Source organism: Clostridium sp. LIBA-8553, assembly GCF_057782465.1.
This window is the reverse complement of the sequence record NZ_CM173489.1, coordinates 1,644,354-1,661,487: the sequence shown is the minus strand read 5'-3', so window position 1 is coordinate 1,661,487 and position 17,134 is coordinate 1,644,354. Positions and strand designations below refer to the sequence as shown.

Genomic DNA, 17,134 nt, shown 5'->3' with positions numbered 1-17,134 from the left:
AGTATTACACAATTAGCAGATATATATAAGATGAATCAAAGAATAATAAAAAGATGGTTAAAAGAACTTGGTATGGACAAGCTTTTAGAAGTAGAAAAAGATATCAATTCTGTTGAAAAATTAAATTTTAAAAACGAATCAAACGATGAATTGCACAAAAACAAAAATCTTAAATTTGATTTTATAGAGAAATCGAAGTATCCAAAACGAGTTATTGAGTTTCTAAATTACCTAGAAAATGTAAAAGGTAAATCTTTGAATACAATAAAAGGATACTCAGTTGACTTAGGATTATTTTTTAAATTTTTAAAAGTATATAAAGGTTTAGAAAATAATATTGAATTAGAAAAAATTGAGGAAGTTGAAGTTTCTGAGCTAGGTGATAATTTTATAAAAGACATAACCTTATCTGATATATATGCATTTTTAGCTTTTTTAGAAAAAGTAAGAAATAATAGCGCTTATGCAAGAGCAAGAAAAGTTGCTACATTAAAGTCTTTCTTTAAGTTTTTAAATTCAAAAATAAAAATAATAGATGAAAATCCAACTGTAGAATTAGAATCACCTAAAATAAATAAAAGACATCCCGTTTATTTAACTCTAGATCAAAGTATAACCGTGTTAAATTCAATGGATAAAACAAACAAAAATTACTATAGAGACTACTGTATACTTACTCTATTTTTAAATTGTGGAATGAGATTATCAGAACTTTGTAACATACAAATAGAAAAAATCAAAGGAGATACCTTAACTATCATAGGTAAAGGTAACAAAGAAAGAACTGTATATTTAAATGAGGCTTCAATTTCTGCTATAGATAGTTATTTAAAAAATAGAAATGATTCAAAGGCTACGGAAGAAGCTAAAAAATATCTATTTTTATCTAGCAAATATCGACCTATAAATAAAAGAAGTGTTGAAATGTTAGTTAAAAAACATATAGAAAATGCAGGGTTTAAAGATCAAAAATATACCCCTCATAAACTTAGACACACAGCTGCTACGCTAATGTATAAGTATGGAAATGTAGATATAAGAAGCTTGCAGAATATCTTAGGGCATGAAAATATTTCTACCACTCAAATTTATACCCATGTAGATGATGAAACTCTAAGAAAGGCTGTTAACACCAACCCTTTAGCTAATATTAAATAGCTTAATTTGCTTGGATTTTTACGTTTAATAACTTAAAATTATAAAGAAAATACGGGTATAGAACATATGTTCTATACCCGTATTTTTAGCATTTTTATCTATAAAACTACTCTTTTATTTTTAGCTTTCTAACCCCTGGGAATACTTCTTCTGTCATCTCTTCCATTGTTAAATCATCATTTAAATCTATATCTTCAAGGTATTCTATATGATCAAAAGCATCTTCATACTCGTCTTGTCTAGCTAAATACTCTTCCCAAGTTTCTGTTGTAAGTTCTTCTTCAACATCATCTTCTACTTCTTTATTTTCTTCTTCAGTAAGCTTTTTTAAAGCTTCTTCTATTTTTTTATTCTCTTCAACTTCTTTTGCTATATCCGCTATTTTTATAGCTTTTGTATCTACCCCTTGCATCTCTAAACAATCGCCACAATTGTCGCAAATTTTCCCGTTATATACATCGCAATAATCATCGTTATTAAACACTTTTTTATCCATAAAGTCACCTCTTAATTTGAAAATCATCTTTTCATTATAACAAATAAGTTGAGTTTTATCAAATAAAACTCATTTTTATACTTAAAAATATCCTTATTTCCTTATTCTTTCTAGAAAACAAATTTTAATTTTTTCTTTTTTATAAATCATCTTATAATTTTTTAGATATGAGAACATAAGTTTGCTATGTTCCTATTCATATGATATAATATTACCAAAGAATCGTGAGGTGCAATTACTATGATAGTTAAGGAAAGTTCAGATAAACAAACTCAAATATATAATTTTTTAGTTGAATTTACAAAATCAAAGGGGTATCCGCCTTCAGTTAGGGAGATATGTCAAGCTGTTAGTTTGAAATCAACTTCAACTGTTCATGGACATTTAAAAAGATTAGAGAAAAAAGGATTAATATACAGAGATCCAACTAAGCCAAGAGCTTTAGAAATAGTGGAATTATCCACTGAAGAAAAAGAGCTTATAGACATACCTATTATAGGAAAGGTTACTGCTGGTATGCCTATTTTAGCTACAGAAAACATAGAAGATATGTTTCAAATCCCTATAAACTACGTTAAGCATAATAATGATTTGTTTATTTTAAAAGTTACTGGAGACAGTATGATAGAATCAGGAATATTAGATGGTGATTTAGCAATAATAGAACAAAAAAACGTAGCTTCAAACGGTGATATTGTAGTAGCTTTAATAGAGAATGAAGCAACTATAAAAAGATTCTTTAAAGAAGATGGATTTGTAAGACTTCAACCGGAAAACAAAAATTATGAACCTATAATAGTTCCAGACTGTTCCGTTTTAGGTAAATTAGTAGGAATATATAGAGCGTATTAACAAAAAAGAAAGCATCATTTGGTGCTTTCTTTTTTGTTTTATTATTTTTTATTTTAGGAATTTAATTTGCTTTCTAAAACCTCCTTTTCGTGTTTTAAAGCTTTTATATCTAACTCCAAACTTCTCTTTTCTAATTCTAATCTATTATCAAACGCCTCTCTAAGCTTCTCAGACTCTTTTTTTACCATTTTAGAGTATTTATCCTCTAATAACTCTAACTCCTTCTTGTGGTCATTTCTCATGGCTTCTATAAGCTTTTTATAAGATTCTACCTCTTCTTTATAAGAGTTTTCTTTTTCTACATAGAAATTTATTCTTTCTTTTAAGGAATCTTTTTCTAATTCTAAAGATTTTATATGAGATTCTTGTTCTTTTATAAAGTCTCTCTCTTTTTCCAACGCTCTTTTCATCTCTTCATTTTCCTCTTTTAAGGATTCTAAAGGCTTTAGAGATGCTATTTCCTCCTTGTTTTTTTCTATTAAATCATAGTTTCTAGATACCAATTGAGATAAAGTACTCTTATCTTTTTCTAATATTTTAATAGTTTCTTTAAGCTCATCAACTTCTTTTATTTTAGCTTTATTTTCTTCTTTTAAAGATTTGTCTCTTTCTATAAACTCTTCTTCTCTTCTTTGCATTCTCTCTATAGTTACATCTTTTATAGAAAGTTTCTTTACAAATTCCTCTTCTGCTCTTTTGCCTGCATCCTCACTCATTTGTAAAGATGTTAAAAATAATTGATTTATCTTATTTAGATAATCCTGAAAAGATTCTATTTCTAACTTTCTTTCTATCAGCGTTGATTTAGAATTTTCTAATTCGTATAAGGCTATTAAGGCATCTAAACACTGTCCTTGGTTCCCAAATTCATCAGATGCTATTTTTTTAAATTTATCGAAAGTTTCTTCAGTAACTCTGAAACTTTTTACTTTTAATTCTTTGTTTCTACTCTCCTCCAAAACTATGCCAACCTTTCTTTATGTAATACATTTAGTAATATTATATTTGTAATACGTAATATTACTATATTTTGATTATACAGTATTTAAGAAATTTATTCCATAAAAAACGCCTTAAGTTATAAAACTTAAAGCGTTTAAAGTAAAGTTTCAATTTTTTATATTAACAACTAAATTAAAATTTTATTTAAAAATATTATTTAGAGCTATTAATACACCTATTTTAGCATGATCAAAAGTTAATCCACCTTGTAAATAAGCTATATAAGGCTCTCTTATAGGTGCGTCTGCTGAAAGTTCAATTGATGAACCTTGGATAAATGCTCCTGCTGCCATAATAACTTCATCTGAATATCCTGGCATAGCCCATGGTTCACATTCAACGAAAGAATCTATTGGTGATGCATATTGAACACCCTTACAGAATTTTATAAGTTTTTCTTTATCGTTGAATTTTATAGCTTGAATTATATCACTTCTCTTATCTGTATATTTAGGAAGCACCTCAAAACCTGCAAGTTCCATTATTCTAGAACAGAATATAGCGCCCTTTAAAGCTTCCATTGCAACATGAGGAGCTAAGAATAATCCTTGATAGAAATCTTTCATAACTCCAAAAGTACATCCACACTCTGCTCCTATACCAGGTACAGTTAGTCTATAAGATGCTTGCTCTACGTATTTTTCTTTTCCTACTATGTATCCACCAGTTGGAGCAATTCCTCCGCCTATGTTTTTAATTAATGAACCCGCCATTAAATCTGCACCAACATCTGTAGGCTCTATTATATCTATAAATTCTCCATAACAGTTATCAACAAATACTATTAAATCTTCTCTTAATTCTTTAATAGCTTTTATAGCTTCGCCTAACTCTTTAACTTGGAAAGCGTTTCTCCAACCATAACCAGTTGATCTTTGCATATGTATTAGCTTTATTGAATCATCTTCTTTAATCATCTCTAAAGCTTTTTCTATGTTAATCTTTCCATCAACAAGATCTACTTGTTTGTAGTTAACTCCATATTCTTTTAATGAGCCTATGTTTTCTTCTCCACTTATACCAATTACACTATGTAAAGTATCATATGGGCTACCAGTAACAGCTAATATAGTGTCTCCTGGTCTTAAGTTACCAAATAAAGCTGTTCCTAAAGCATGAGTTCCATTGACGAAGTGTGGTCTAACTAAAGCTTTCTCAGCATTAAAAATTCTAGCATAAACTAAATCTAAAGTATCTCTTCCAATGTCTCCATATCCATAACCTGTTGAATTAGTAAAATGACTATCTGAAATTCTTTCCTCTTGGAAAGCTTTAAGAACTTTTAATTGATTATATTCTCTTATCTCATTATATATTTTAAATTCATTTTCTACATCAATTATAGCTTGATTATAAAGCTTTAAAGTTTCATCTGTGAAACCATATTGGTTTTTTAGTAATTCTATAGTTGCATTAAGCATTATTATACCCCCGCATTATTAAAATATCGTACATTTATAAATATTATCATATAGAAAAAAAATAGGCAAACCACCAAAGGTTTACCTATTTTTCTCTATATATTTAATTATCAAAAACTTGTGCATTATTAAATAAAATAGGTTTAGCTGGTGAAACTGTGCTTATAGCATGCTTATAAACAAGTTGTTGTTTCCCATCACTATCTAAAACTACTGTAAAACTATCGAACCCTTTAACGATACCCTTTAATTGAACCCCATTTACTAAAAAGATTGTTACAGGTATTCTTTCCTTTCTTGCATTGTTTAAGAATATATCTTGTAGGTTATTGATTGACTTATTCATTCTATTGCCCTCCATAAATTTTAATATAACTTAATTATAAACCTAAGCCTTTATTATGTCATTAATAATTTTGATAGAAATCTCTTCTTCTGAAGCGAAGTTATCCTTATCTATAAATATGGCCCTAGGATCCTTTCTAAACCATGTAAGTTGACGTTTAGCATAATTTCTACTACCTTGTTTTATCATCTCTATACATTGTTCTAAAGATATTTTTCCATCAAGATAATACAAAACTTCTTTATATCCTATGCCTTTCATAGATTGCATGTCGTCAGTAAGTCCCATAGCTTTAAGAGCTTTAACCTCTTCTAAAAGACCTTTTTCAAACATTATATCAACTCTTTTGTTTATTCTATCATAAAGCTTTTCCCTATCCATATTAAGTACATAATAATATATATTATATGAAGTTTCATAAATACTATTCTTAGCTTTAAAAGATGAAAATGGTTTTCCAGTTAATTTATAAGTTTCTAAAGCTCTAATAACTCTTTTTCTATTATTAAAGTGTATAGAATTATAACTTTCTAAATCAATATTTTTAAGCATCTCGTGTAGATATTCATTACCATGTTCCTCTGCTATTTTTTCAAGTTCTTCTCTATAAGCTTCATCCTTATCACTTTCAGCAAAGTTCATATTACATATAATTGAATTTATATAAAGCCCTGTGCCTCCTACTAAAATAGGAAGTTTTCCTCTACTTTGAATGTCTTTAATTTTTTCTGTAGCTAATTCTTTAAACTCGGCCACACTGAATTCTTTATGAGGATCAACACAATCTATTAAGTAATGAGGAATTCCTCCCATTTCTTCTTTAGGTATCTTTGCTGATCCTATATCCATATATTTATAGATTTGCATAGAGTCAACAGAGATTACTTCTCCATTTAACTTCTTTGCTAGTTCTACTGAAAGGTCACTTTTTCCTACAGCTGTTGGCCCAGCAATAATAAGTAAATCATTATTCATTTAAACTGTCTCTCTCCTTAAGTTATTCTTTTAAATTTCTTATCTAATTCATAACTAGTAAATTTAATTATAGTTGGACGTCCATGTGGACAATGAAAAGGATCTTTTATATATCTTAAATCCTCTATTAAGTTTTCCATCTCTACTATAGATAAAACATCATTAGCCTTTACTGCTGCTCTACAAGACATTGAAGCTATCTTATTATACTTAACCTCTATAGTTTCACCACTACCCATTTTCTTTAAGTTGTTTATCATAGAAGTTATTAAATCTGTTGGGTTTAACTTATCTAAAAAGTATGGAACCTCTTCAATTCTTATTGAATTATCACCAAAATCACTTATTCTAAATCCAGCCTTTTCAAAAATATCCCTATTCTCATCATAATAAAGATAATCTTCAGTAGGCAGAGTTACTACTAAAGGAATCATTAAAGGTTGAATTTCAACTTTCTTTTTAGAAATATCTTCTGAATACTTTTCAAAAAGTATTTTTTCATGAGCTGCATGCTGATCTATTAAATACAAAGTAGAATCATATTCAGCAAGTATATAAGTCTTATTAAATTGACCTATAACTTTTAATCTATGAAATTTAGCCTCCCTATAAACTATTTCCTCTTCATTACAACTTTTATCATTCTTATTATTTTCAATAGAAGAATTTGAGATTTCTATTGATTCATTTTGAGCTAAAGAAGGTTTAAATGAATTAATAGTATGATTTTCACTTATTTTATCCCTAATTTCATTTTTAATAAGTACTGGTTCATAAGAAAATTCTTTTTTATTTATGGTAGATAAACTTTCTTTATTATCTAAAGCACTACTTAAAACTTCTTGTTTTTCTTGTCTAAAAGAAAAATCCACTGGAATTTGAACTTCAGTTTTATTTTCTTCATTGCTTGAAGTTTTATAAGGAGCTAATTCTTCTCTTCTTCTTTCTTCATTAACTTTGTAGATTACATTTTCCTTTAATCTTTCTAAAGTACTTATTTCATTATCTAAACTTTCTTGAATAACCTCTTCTTTTAAAGTTTCAAACTTTCTTTCTTCTTCCTCAGGAAGAGTGAAGGTATCCTTGACATATTCTCTCATGGCTGAGTGAACAGCATCAAAGACAGTCTTAAATATAAAACGCTCATCCTTAAACTTAATCTCAGATTTTGTTGGATGTATATTAACATCTATAAGTTCTGGATAAGTATCTATAAATAAAACAAAGAAAGGAAATTTCCCAGTTACATTAAATGATCTAAAAGCATTTTCTACAGCTACTGTTAAACTTCTATTTTTAACATATCTTTTATTAACAAAGAGACTTTGATTGTTTCTAGAAGCTCTTGCTAAAGTATCATTACCTATAAAGCCATAAACAGAAGCTGTATCCTTATGCTCTTCAAAATATATTAGGTTTTCAGCAGTAGATTTACCATAAATAGTCCTTATAACATCTATTAACTTTCCATTACCATAAGTACTTAAAACCTTTTTATTGTTATTAAATAATTTAAATGATACATCTGGATTAGCTAAAGAAATTCTGTTCACTAAATCATTTATTAATGCACTTTCCCTTGCTGTTGTTTTTAAAAATTTCTTTCTAGCAGGGACATTGAAAAATAAATCTTTAACTTCTATTTGAGTTCCTTTATTCATAGAACAATCTATTAAAGACTCTTTTTCACCACCGCTAATTATGATTTCTTTTCCCATATCTTCATTTTCTATTTTACTTTTAAAGTTTACTTTAGATATAGAAGCTATACTAGGTAAAGCTTCCCCCCTAAATCCAAGAGTATTTATACTAAATATATCGTAAGTATCTTTAATTTTACTTGTGGCATGAGGATTAAAAGCTTTTTCCACATCTTCTGGATGAACTCCAGCCCCATCATCTATTATTTTTATAAGAGATTCGCCACCATTTTGAATTTCTATAGTTATGTTCTTTGAACCTGCATCTAAAGAGTTTTCTACAAGTTCTTTTACAACAGAAGAGGGCCTTTCAACAACCTCTCCTGCTGCTATTTTATTTGCTGTATCTGTATTTAAAATATTTATTCTATTCAAAATCTCTCACAGCTCCTTCCTTTAAGCTAATAATCTAAATTAAGTTTTTAGCTTCCTTAACTAGAGCATATAGCTTATTCATAGCATCCATAGGATTTAATGATAAAATATCCACTTCTGAAAGTTCTTTTATTAAATTTTCCTTTCCTATAGCAGAAAAATCTAATTGTATTTGATCATCTTCATTTTTAATAGTTTTAGTGCTTGAAGTTGATGATATAATTTCTTCTTTAACATCAATTTTATTATCATCATATTCTACTGTTTCTTTAACCTTGTAAGAAGTTGTAATAGCAGCTTCCTTAACTTCTTCATTTAAAGTTTTTGATTCCTTAAGAGCTATATCTAAATTATCTTTTGAAGATTCCATTTCAAGAGCTTCTAGAATCTCTTTAGCTCTATTTATTACATCGTCTGGAATACCTGCAAGTTTAGCAACTTCAATACCATAAGATTGATCTGCGCCACCTTCTATAATCTTTCTTAAGAAAATAATATTATTATTAACTTCCTTAACAGCTACTGAATAGTTTTTAACTCCGTGAATTTCTCCTTCTAACTTAGTTAATTCATGATAGTGAGTAGCAAAAAGAGTTTTACATCTTAAATTCTTATTTTTGCATATATACTCTATAACAGACCAAGCTATACTTAAACCGTCATAAGTACTAGTACCCCTTCCAACCTCATCTAAAAGAACTAAACTGTTCTCTGTAGCATTTTTAAGAATATTTGAAACTTCCCACATCTCAACCATAAATGTACTTTTACCACCTGCTAAGTCATCTGAAGCACCTATTCTAGTAAAGATTTTATCAACTATACTTATATTAGCTTTATTAGCTGGTACAAAGGAACCTATTTGGCACATTAAAGTTATAATAGCTACCTGTCTCATATATGTTGATTTACCAGCCATATTAGGTCCTGTTATTATAAGAAGCTGATTATCATCTTTGTTTATAATAGTGTCATTAGGAATAAATTCTCCTTTAGGTATTACCTTTTCAACAACAGGATGTCTTCCATTCTCTATGTTAGTTTCTCCCTCTTCATTTATTTCTGGTTTTACAAAGTCATTTTCTAAAGCTACGAAAGCTAAGTTACTTATACAATCTAACTCAGCTATTATCTTAGCAGTAGTTTTTAATCTATCTATATGATTTTCAACTTCATTTCTTATTTCTAAGAATATATCATATTCTAAAGAACAAAGTTTTTCACTAGCTCCTAAAAGTTTCTCTTCTATTTCCTTAAGCTCTGGAGTTATAAATCTTTCAGCATTAGCTAATGTTTGTTTTCTTATATATCTTCCTTCTGGTATAGAAGAATAGTTTGCTTTGGATATTTCTATATAATATCCAAATACCTTATTGAAGCCTACTTTTAATGATTTTATTCCAGTGAATTCTCTTTCTCTACTTTCTAAATTTGATATCCAATCTTTACCGTTAGTTTTAGCAAGTCTTAATTCATCTATTTCACTATTAAAACCATCTTTTATTAAATCTCCATCTTTTATTGTTAAAGAAGGATCATCTTTTATTGATTTTTCAAGAAGCTCATATATATCTCTTAAATCATCTAAATTTTCATGATAGTTTCTTAAAAGATTTGAATCACAACCTTCTATAATACTTTTAACATTAGGTATTTTTCCTATAGATGTTTTTAAAGCAATTAAATCCTTAGCATTTGCATTTTTATTTGAAATCTTACCTAATATTCTTTCTATATCATAAATATCATGTAAAGCTTCTTTAAGAGAATCATTTAAAGAAAGATCATTAAATAATTCCTCTACAGCATTTAATCTTAAGTTTATCTTCTCCTTATTAACAAGAGGTTCTTCAATCCATCTTCTAAGCATTCTGCTTCCCATAGAAGTTTCAGTTTTATCTAAAACCCAAAGAAGAGAACCTTTTTTGCTTTTTTCTCTTAAATTTTCTGTAAGCTCTAAGTTTCTTCTAGAACTTAAATCTATAGTCATAAAATCAACTAAGCTGTATACTTCTATATCATTTATATTTGTTAAGCTTATTTTCTGAGTATCTAGTATGTACTTAACTAAAGCATTACTTGATTTCTTTAGCATTAAACTTAGAGAATCTACTTTTTCACCAAATTGTTGTCTTAATACCGCTTCAAAGTTCTCTTCAAAATAATCAGCAGATTTTCTACTGATTAAGGCAGAAGTAGTTAATGTTATATCTCTTATAAGTTCTTGATCTAAAGAATCTAATAGTATGATTTCTTTAGGATTAAAATTAGATATTTCATCTAGAATAACTCCCTTTTCTAAATCGCCTTCTGTAGCTAAGAAATCTCCTGTTGAAATATCTGTTATGGCTAATGAACACTTATTTCTATTTAAATCTGCATAAATAGTCATTATATAGTTATTTTTTGTTTCTTCAACAAAAGAAGAATCTGTATATGTTCCTGGTGTTATAACCTTAATAACATCTCTCTTAACTATTCCCTTAGCAACTTTTGGATCTTCGACTTGCTCACAAATAGCAACCTTATATCCTTTTGCAACTAATCTTCCTATATATGAATTAGATGCATGGAATGGAATTCCACACATAGGAGCTCTTTTTTCTAAACCACAATCTCTACCAGTAAGAACTAATTCTAATTCTCTTGCAGCTGTTTCTGCATCCTCAAAAAACATCTCGTAGAAATCTCCAAGTCTAAAGAATAATATACAATCCTTATAATTTTCTTTTACTTCAAAATATTGTCTCATCATTGGAGTCAACGCCATTTCAGTACCTCCATTAAATTCTTAATTTATGTATTTATATATTATGTCATACTAATTATTCTAACATATTTTTTATGTAAGAAAAAACTAAAGCCTAAAATTAGACTTTAGTTTTTATCTAAATAATTATATTAATTAAATATTTCTTTTTCAAGTTCTTTTAACCAATTTTTATCTAGAGGTTGAATCCCCTCTAATCTATACGGAATATTAAGCCCTTCATATTTATTTACACCTAAAACATGATAAGGTAAAAGTTCTACCTTTTCTATATTATTAAGACCATCTACAAAGTTCTTTATTCTCATTAAATCTTCTTTGTTATCTGTATACCCAGGAACTACAACATGCCTTATCCACATTTTCTTATTCATAGATTGGGCAATTTTTAAAAATTCTAAAGATCTATCTATAGGAACACCTACTAAACTCTTATACTTTTCAGGATTTGTTTCCTTTACATCAAATAATATAAGATCAACATACTTAAGAATCTCTTCATAATCACCTAGTCCAACGCCAGCAGTATCTATTGTAGTATGTATTCCTTCTGCCTTACATAGTTTTAAACATTCTAGTAAAAATTCTGGTTGAAGAAGAGGTTCTCCACCTGAAAAAGTTACTCCACCGCCTGATGCATTGAAATAAGTTTTAAAGCGTTTAATTTTATTTACAAGCTCTTCTGGAGTGTATTCAGTACCTCCATCTTTACACCAAGTATCTGGATTATGACAATAAGCGCATCTTATACCACATCCTTGCATAAACACTACAAATCTTATACCAGGCCCATCTACTAATCCCATAGTTTCTAATGAATGAATTCTTCCTTTTATCATAATGTTGTCCCTCCTTATAGTGAAAATTCTAAAAAGGAGAGATAAGAAACTCTTATCTCTCCTTTATTATATAAGATTATAGAGAATCGTGGAATGTTCTGCTTATAACCTCTAGTTGTTGATTTCTAGTTAATCTGTTGAAGTTAACAGCATAACCTGATACTCTGATTGTTAATGTTGGATACTTTTCTGGATGTTCCATAGCGTCCATTAAAGTTTCTCTGTTAAATACATTAACATTTAGATGATGAGCACCTTGTTTGAAGTAACCATCTAAGATAGCAGCTAAGTTATCTATTCTGCTATTTTCTTCTTTACCTAAAGCATCTGGAACGATTGAGAATGTATTTGATACTCCATCCTCACAAACTTCACAGTAAGGAATCTTAGCAACAGAGTTTAAGCTAGCTAGAGCTCCACTATTATCTCTTCCGTGCATTGGGTTAGCTCCTGGAGCAAATGCTTCTCCAGCCTTTCTTCCATCTGGAGTTGAACCTGTTTTCTTACCATAAACTACGTTTGAAGTTATTGTTAAAATTGATAATGTGTGCTTAGCACCTCTGTATAGAGGATGTTTTTTAAGTTCATCTGAGAACTTCTTAACAATTTCTACAGCTAAATCATCAACTCTATCATCATCATTTCCGTATTTAGGGAATTCACCTTCAATTTCAAAGTCTACAGCAATTCCATTCTCTCTTATAGGTTTAACTTTAGCGAATTTAACAGCACTTAATGAGTCAGCTACAACTGATAAACCAGCTATTCCGAATGCCATTAATCTTCCTACATGAGTATCATGTAAAGCCATTTGTCCAGCTTCATAAGCATACTTATCATGCATGTAGTGGATAACATTCATTGTATCTACATAAAGTTTAGCAACATATTCTAACACTTTATCATAATTAGCTCTTAATTTATCATAATCTAAAACTTCATCAGTTATTGGCTCTAAACCTTTGATTACAACTTTTCCTGACTTCTCATCAACTCCACCATTTATAGTGTAAAGTAACGCTTTAGCTAAGTTAGTTCTAGCTCCGAAGAATTGCATTTGCTTACCAATTTGCATTGCTGATACACAACAAGCTATTGAGTAGTCATCTCCATACATAGGTCTCATTAACTCATCATTTTCGTATTGAATTGAGTCAGTTTTTATTGATACCTCAGCACAAAATTTCTTGAATCCTTCTGGTAATCTATCTGACCATAAAACAGTCATGTTTGGTTCTGGAGCAGGTCCTAAGTTAATTAAAGTTTGAAGATATCTGAATGAGTTCTTAGTTACTAATGGCTTACCATTGATGCCCATACCACCGATACCTTCTGTTACCCAAGTTGGATCTCCAGCGAATAAATCATTGTACTCAGGAGTTCTTAAATGTCTAACTAATCTTAATTTAATTATGAATTGATCTATTAATTCTTGAGCTTCTAACTCAGTTAAAGTTCCTGCTTGAAGATCTCTTTCTATGAAGATATCTAAGAAAGTAGAAGTTCTTCCTAAAGACATTGCAGCTCCGTTATTTTCTTTAACTGCAGCTAAGTATCCAAAGTATAAAAATTGAACAGCCTCTTTAGCATTTGAAGCTGGTTTAGATATATCAAAACCATATCTTGCAGCCATTGATTTTATTTCACCTAAAGCTCTGATTTGCTCTGAAACATTCTCTCTTAATTGAATGTACTCTTCTACTGAACCTTCGCTTTCAAATGATATGTTAGCATAATCTTTTTTCTTTTCCTCTATTAAATAATCTATACCATAAAGAGCAATTCTTCTATAGTCACCTATGATTCTTCCTCTACCATAAGCATCTGGAAGACCAGTTAAAAGACCAGCAGATCTTGCAGCTCTTGTTTCAGCTGAATATGCATCAAAAACACCTTGGTTATGAGTTTTTCTGTAGTCATTGAAGTGTTCTCTTATATTGCTATCTAATTCATATCCATATTCTTTTAAAGAACTTTCAACCATTCTCATTCCACCGAAAGGATTTACAATTCTTTTAAGTGGTGCATCTGTTTGGAAACCAACGATAACTTCGTTATCTTTATCTAGGTATCCTGGCTCATATTTATCTATTCCAGATACTCTATCTGTAGCAACATCTATAATACCTTTTTCAATTTCTTCTATTATTAATTTTTGAGCTTTTTCTAAAACAGCATCAGTTTTTTCAGTTGTTCCTTCTAAGAAACTCTTGTCCCCTTCATATGCAGTATAGTTCTTTTGAATGAAGTTTCTAACGTCTATTCCGTTTTGCCATGCTCCTTCTCTAAAACCTTCCCATTGTTTAAACATATGGTATATCCCCTCTTTCTTAATTGAAAATCTTTATCAATTTAAATCTAACATATTTTAAATTGCTTGTAAAGTAGTTGATAACCAATTTCAACACTTTCCCAGGAAATACTTGTTAATTTATTAAGATTTAAATCGAATTATAAACTAATTACTTAGATTATAAGTTCTTTTTAAGAAAATATAAATATTAAATATTTAAAATTTTCATATACTTAATAATTTAAAAATAAAAATAACATATTTTTACTATTGAAAACATTTTCTGAGTAATAAAAGATGAAGATACTCTTTAGGGTATCTTCATCTTTTACTTGTTTATATTTTTCTAAAATGTCTATATGGAACTGTAAATATTGTTTTACTAAATAACCCCATATATACCTTCCTTCAATATAATATTTTTATAGAAATATTATATTGAATAAAACATGACAATATTGTAATAGTAATCATTTAAAATAAAATCTTTTTTCATTATTAAGTCCTCCTAAAGGTTAAATTATTTATTGATTTAATTATATATTTAAATCTCTGTAAAGATAATATAATCACTTAATATTAAATATCCATTTTATCAACTCTTTAAACTTGGCCTTGTTTAAGCAATATAAAATAAAAGTTGTTGGAATAAAGCTTAAAATAATTATAAATAATAATATTAATGCTCCTTCAGGATTTCCATACATTATCTTCATCTTCTTTCTTTAATTTTTACTATATTATAACATTAATAGCCAAACTTGTTCTAATGTAGACTCTAGCAAAATTTATGCTTTCAATAATTATATTCTTAAATTCTTTTAATCAATCTATAATCAGTTCTTTACTTTTAGCCTAAATTTATAATCTGTTATAAAAGTATCTAATAATTTATGTCTGTTCTTCTGCGATATTCTAGTCATAATAAAAAGACACATCCTACTAATCAGTAAAAAACTAACTAATAAGAAGTGTCATAAGACTTCGATAAATTTGTTTATTTATCGGTATTATATTGAAATTATTTATTGGCACAAAATTATGTTTATTGGCTTTTTTTAGCTATGAGTAAATTTAATAAAAGTCCATATATCTAAATGAAGCCAAACTCTTCTAACCTATACTTCCTCTTACTTTACCCATTCTTACTATCCACTCATTTAGGATTTTAAGTTCTTCTGTCTTGCTACGCATTACATTTTCCTCAAGTCCCATAAGGTGCATAATTATAGGTTTAGTAGTTTTAAGTAAAGTATGATAGAATTCATTTTCATTTAAGAATTCATAGTCTAAACCAAGAACTAGAATTTCATTTACATATTTCATATCATTTTTATATTCTTGTCTAGCCTCTTCATTTATTATTTTCTTAGAAACACCTCCATTTGCGAATCTAGCTGCAAATGCTAAGTCTTTTCTTAATATTGGGTAAATTTCTAAAAGCTTATCAATTCCTTCTTGACCATACTTAGTCTTTATTTCATTTAATGCTCTACCCATTCCCATAAGTTCTGGTGGCATTCCTAAAGTATACATAGCTCCTGTAAATGATATAGCTCTTGGAACTGTATATTCCTTAGTATTATCTATGCTAAGTATTTCAGCTTTTAGTTTTTCATCTTTAACTAAATCAGCTACATTATCTAAATTTGCAACTTCTCTATTATATTCTAATCCAGTTTTAGCCTTTGTTAATCTATCTCTATTTTTAGGAATGAAATCTGAAACAAATGAAACTGTATCTATTACCTTTAAGAATGTTTGAAGATAATGCTTTGAACAAATTCCTATGAATTCTTTCATTAAATCTTTATCTTCTTCACTAAAGTTTCTAGGCTTTGACTTTGCAATTTTTGATTTTAACTCATTAACAGTATGTTTAGTTGCGTCTTCACCATGGTCATATCTTAATGCAGATTGGAATGTGAAAGTTTTAATTCCACTATATGTAGCAAGGATTTCATCTATATTTTCTTCAGAGAAGTGTCCTCTAAATGGAAGTGATCCACAACCTAATATAGGATTTATAGCTACTCCATGTTTTTCGCCCCATTTATAAGCTCCGTCAACTGCCATAAGCACTGATAAAACTCCTGATATTAATCCATAAGACATGGCAGTATCTGACCTTGCTATCATTATTCTAAGATCTTTTAGAACATTTCCTTTACTCTTTTCTATTTCATAATGTTCATCTAATATTTTATCTATATTTACTAGTGCGGGTACATCTTCAACTAAAGGTATTATCCTAACACTATTTAAATCTAATTTAGTTTTGTAGTTTTTATTCCCCATATCTACTACTGAATTAACTCTATCTTGAAATTCTGAAATTTCTTTTCCTGTTTCAATCATAGGAACAACAACCTCTGAAATCGCAGGTACTCCTGATAATTCCTTAGATTGAACGTTAGTTTCAATTATAGACATTATACTCATAAGCTGTCTAAAAACTGATTCCTTATTTGCATTAGGTATTCTAGGTGTAACCCTAACATCTTTTCCAGGAATTATACCATTTGAAATTAATCCTAATGCTATTTGTGATGTTTGATGGTAAGGTGTTAACTTCCCTTCAAAATCTATCATAACTTCCTCTATGCCTAATCCACCTTTATCTTGTGGAGTTAATCCCTTTATAGCCTCTGCTGGTTCTTGTTGTATTGAAACGTAAGTTTCCACATTATCCGGATGTTGTGTCATCATGGAACAAGGTATCTTCATAATACAGCCCCCTTTTATTTATTATAAAATGAAATTTACAAGTTAATTATATTGCAACAATTTATTAAAATCAAGTATTTTAAAAATAAAAATGCAATTTTTTAAAAAAATAACTTGCATTTTATATTTGCAAGAAATATTTCAATAAAAAAACTACAAATTTTTACGTTTTATATATTA

Annotated in this window: 12 protein-coding genes; 2 read left to right on the top strand and 10 right to left on the bottom strand. The window is 28.7% G+C overall.

Annotated elements, in window-relative coordinates; genetic code table 11:
• Positions 1–150: 150 nt before the first annotated feature.
• The gene (locus AC2JAQ_RS07365; RefSeq protein WP_488458789.1) at positions 151–1,158 is read left to right on the top strand and encodes a tyrosine recombinase XerC; all 1,008 of its coding nucleotides are present in this window, start codon (positions 151–153) and stop codon (positions 1,156–1,158) included.
• A gap of 106 nt (positions 1,159–1,264) precedes the next feature.
• On the opposite strand, the gene AC2JAQ_RS07360 is transcribed toward AC2JAQ_RS07365, so the two are convergent.
• Positions 1,265–1,654, bottom strand: coding sequence for a hypothetical protein (locus tag AC2JAQ_RS07360; RefSeq protein ID WP_488458630.1), 390 nt, complete (start codon positions 1,652–1,654; stop codon positions 1,265–1,267).
• A gap of 240 nt (positions 1,655–1,894) precedes the next feature.
• Here AC2JAQ_RS07360 and lexA point away from each other — a divergent pair, with 240 nt between their 5' ends.
• The gene (gene lexA / locus AC2JAQ_RS07355) at positions 1,895–2,506 is read left to right on the top strand and encodes a transcriptional repressor LexA (protein ID WP_488458629.1); all 612 of its coding nucleotides are present in this window, start codon (positions 1,895–1,897) and stop codon (positions 2,504–2,506) included.
• Between the two features lie 53 nt (positions 2,507–2,559).
• Here lexA and AC2JAQ_RS07350 read toward each other — a convergent pair whose 3' ends face one another.
• From AC2JAQ_RS07350 to ppcA, 9 genes are all read right to left on the bottom strand, one after another.
• Positions 2,560–3,465, bottom strand: a complete 906-nt coding sequence (locus tag AC2JAQ_RS07350; protein ID WP_488458628.1) for a hypothetical protein — start codon at positions 3,463–3,465, stop codon at positions 2,560–2,562.
• A 183-nt stretch (positions 3,466–3,648) separates the two neighbouring features.
• Positions 3,649–4,929 carry a methionine gamma-lyase family protein gene (locus tag AC2JAQ_RS07345; protein ID WP_488458627.1) on the bottom strand — a complete coding sequence of 427 codons (1,281 nt, stop codon included), beginning with the start codon at positions 4,927–4,929 and terminating at the stop codon, positions 3,649–3,651.
• Between the two features lie 103 nt (positions 4,930–5,032).
• Entirely contained in the window at positions 5,033–5,275 is a 243-nt protein-coding gene (gene hfq / locus AC2JAQ_RS07340) for an RNA chaperone Hfq (RefSeq protein WP_003460455.1), read from the bottom strand.
• Between the two features lie 42 nt (positions 5,276–5,317).
• Positions 5,318–6,250 carry a tRNA (adenosine(37)-N6)-dimethylallyltransferase MiaA gene (gene miaA, locus AC2JAQ_RS07335; RefSeq protein ID WP_488458626.1) on the bottom strand — a complete coding sequence of 311 codons (933 nt, stop codon included), beginning with the start codon at positions 6,248–6,250 and terminating at the stop codon, positions 5,318–5,320.
• Positions 6,251–6,267: 17 nt separating this feature from the next.
• Positions 6,268–8,325 carry a DNA mismatch repair endonuclease MutL gene (mutL, locus tag AC2JAQ_RS07330; protein WP_488458625.1) on the bottom strand — a complete coding sequence of 686 codons (2,058 nt, stop codon included), beginning with the start codon at positions 8,323–8,325 and terminating at the stop codon, positions 6,268–6,270.
• 34 nt (positions 8,326–8,359) lie between these two features.
• Positions 8,360–11,095: a DNA mismatch repair protein MutS gene (gene mutS, locus AC2JAQ_RS07325; protein WP_488458624.1), complete on the bottom strand. Its 2,736-nt coding sequence runs from the start codon at positions 11,093–11,095 to the stop codon at positions 8,360–8,362.
• A 131-nt stretch (positions 11,096–11,226) separates the two neighbouring features.
• On the bottom strand, positions 11,227–11,934 hold the full coding sequence (gene pflA, locus AC2JAQ_RS07320) for a pyruvate formate-lyase-activating protein (RefSeq protein WP_488458623.1): 708 nt from the start codon (positions 11,932–11,934) through the stop codon (positions 11,227–11,229).
• Between the two features lie 76 nt (positions 11,935–12,010).
• Positions 12,011–14,245: a formate C-acetyltransferase gene (pflB, locus tag AC2JAQ_RS07315; RefSeq protein ID WP_488458622.1), complete on the bottom strand. Its 2,235-nt coding sequence runs from the start codon at positions 14,243–14,245 to the stop codon at positions 12,011–12,013.
• A 1,095-nt stretch (positions 14,246–15,340) separates the two neighbouring features.
• Complete coding sequence (gene ppcA / locus AC2JAQ_RS07310; protein WP_488458621.1) at positions 15,341–16,954, bottom strand: phosphoenolpyruvate carboxylase; 1,614 nt, start codon at positions 16,952–16,954, stop codon at positions 15,341–15,343.
• Positions 16,955–17,134: the final 180 nt, after the last annotated feature.

Bases quoted from the DNA above. Each gene is read 5' to 3' on its own strand.
- miaA (WP_488458626.1), bottom strand. From the start codon at position 6,250: ATGAATAATGATTTACTTATTATTGCTGGGCCAACAGCTGTAGGAAAA.
- AC2JAQ_RS07345 (WP_488458627.1), bottom strand. From the start codon at position 4,929: ATGCTTAATGCAACTATAGAATTACTAAAAAACCAATATGGTTTCACA.
- mutS (WP_488458624.1), bottom strand. From the start codon at position 11,095: ATGGCGTTGACTCCAATGATGAGACAATATTTTGAAGTAAAAGAAAAT.
- pflA (WP_488458623.1), bottom strand. From the start codon at position 11,934: ATGATAAAAGGAAGAATTCATTCATTAGAAACTATGGGATTAGTAGAT.
- lexA (WP_488458629.1), top strand. From the start codon at position 1,895: ATGATAGTTAAGGAAAGTTCAGATAAACAAACTCAAATATATAATTTT.
- hfq (WP_003460455.1), bottom strand. From the start codon at position 5,275: ATGAATAAGTCAATCAATAACCTACAAGATATATTCTTAAACAATGCA.
- AC2JAQ_RS07360 (WP_488458630.1), bottom strand. From the start codon at position 1,654: ATGGATAAAAAAGTGTTTAATAACGATGATTATTGCGATGTATATAAC.
- pflB (WP_488458622.1), bottom strand. From the start codon at position 14,245: ATGTTTAAACAATGGGAAGGTTTTAGAGAAGGAGCATGGCAAAACGGA.
- ppcA (WP_488458621.1), bottom strand. From the start codon at position 16,954: ATGAAGATACCTTGTTCCATGATGACACAACATCCGGATAATGTGGAA.